General features: G+C 56.8%; 1 rRNA gene. It reads right to left on the bottom strand.

What is annotated here, in order from left to right:
- Positions 1-60 precede the first annotated feature (60 nt).
- Positions 61-1,886 (bottom strand): 23S ribosomal RNA (locus AB0I69_RS48720); the annotation flags it as partial.

The following is a 1,886-nucleotide window of genomic DNA, read 5'->3' as shown; positions in this document are numbered from 1 at the left end:
GTGACCATGGCAATGGGGTTGTTCGTGGTTTCAGAACCAACACAGTGGACGCGAGCAACTGAGGACAAGCCCTCGGCCTATTAGTACCGGTCACCTCCAGCGGTTACCCGCCTTCCAGATCCGGCCTATCAACCCAGTCGTCTACTGGGAGCCTTAACCCCTCAAGGGGGTGGGAACACTCATCTCGAAGCAGGCTTCCCGCTTAGATGCTTTCAGCGGTTATCCCTCCCGAACGTAGCCAACCAGCCATGCCCTTGGCAGAACAACTGGCACACCAGAGGTTCGTCCGTCCCGGTCCTCTCGTACTAGGGACAGCCCTTCTCAATGTTCCTGCGCGCGCAGCGGATAGGGACCGAACTGTCTCACGACGTTCTAAACCCAGCTCGCGTACCGCTTTAATGGGCGAACAGCCCAACCCTTGGGACCGACTCCAGCCCCAGGATGCGACGAGCCGACATCGAGGTGCCAAACCATCCCGTCGATATGGACTCTTGGGGAAGATCAGCCTGTTATCCCCGGGGTACCTTTTATCCGTTGAGCGACGGCGCTTCCACAAGCCACCGCCGGATCACTAGTCCCGACTTTCGTCCCTGCTCGACCCGTCGGTCTCACAGTCAAGCTCCCTTGTGCACTTACACTCAACACCTGATTGCCAACCAGGCTGAGGGAACCTTTGGGCGCCTCCGTTACTCTTTAGGAGGCAACCGCCCCAGTTAAACTACCCATCAGACACTGTCCCTGATCCGGATCACGGACCCAGGTTAGACATCCAGCACGACCAGACTGGTATTTCAACGACGACTCCCCCTGAACTGGCGTCCAGAGTTCACAGTCTCCCAGCTATCCTACACAAGCCGAACCGAACACCAATATCAAACTGTAGTAAAGGTCCCGGGGTCTTTCCGTCCTGCTGCGCGAAACGAGCATCTTTACTCGTAGTGCAATTTCACCGGGCCTATGGTTGAGACAGTCGAGAAGTCGTTACGCCATTCGTGCAGGTCGGAACTTACCCGACAAGGAATTTCGCTACCTTAGGATGGTTATAGTTACCACCGCCGTTTACTGGCGCTTAAGTTCTCAGCTTCGCCACCCCGAAGAGTGACTAACCGGTCCCCTTAACGTTCCAGCACCGGGCAGGCGTCAGTCCGTATACATCGCCTTACGGCTTCGCACGGACCTGTGTTTTTAGTAAACAGTCGCTTCTCGCTGGTCTCTGCGGCCACCCCCAGCTCAGGAAGTAAATTCCTTCACCAGTGATGGCCCCCCTTCTCCCGAAGTTACGGGGGCATTTTGCCGAGTTCCTTAACCATAGTTCACCCGAACGCCTCGGTATTCTCTACCTGACCACCTGAGTCGGTTTAGGGTACGGGCCGCCATGAAACTCGCTAGAGGCTTTTCTCGACAGCATAGGATCATCCACTTCACCACAATCGGCTCGGCATCAGGTCTCAGACTATGTGTGATCCGGATTTGCCTAGACCACGTCCTACACCCTTACCCCGGGACAACCACCGCCCGGGATGGACTACCTTCCTGCGTCACCCCATCACTCACCTACTGCAGGTCTGGTCCGTCGGCTCCACCACTTTCCATTCCCCGAAGGGTCCGGAACGGCTTCACGGACTTAGCATCGCCTGGTTCAATGTTTGACGCTTCACAGCGGGTACCGGAATATCAACCGGTTATCCATCGACTACGCCTGTCGGCCTCGCCTTAGGTCCCGACTTACCCTGGGCAGATCAGCTTGACCCAGGAACCCTTAGTCAATCGGCGCACACGTTTCTCACGTGTGTATCGCTACTCATGCCTGCATTCTCACTCGTGAACCGTCCACCACTAGCTTCCGCTGCGGCTTCACCCGGCACACGACGCTCCCCTACCCATCC

The organism is Streptomyces sp. NPDC050508 (genome assembly GCF_040655155.1).
Lineage (GTDB): Bacteria > Actinomycetota > Actinomycetes > Streptomycetales > Streptomycetaceae > Streptomyces.
This window is presented reverse-complemented; position numbering and strand designations above follow the sequence as displayed.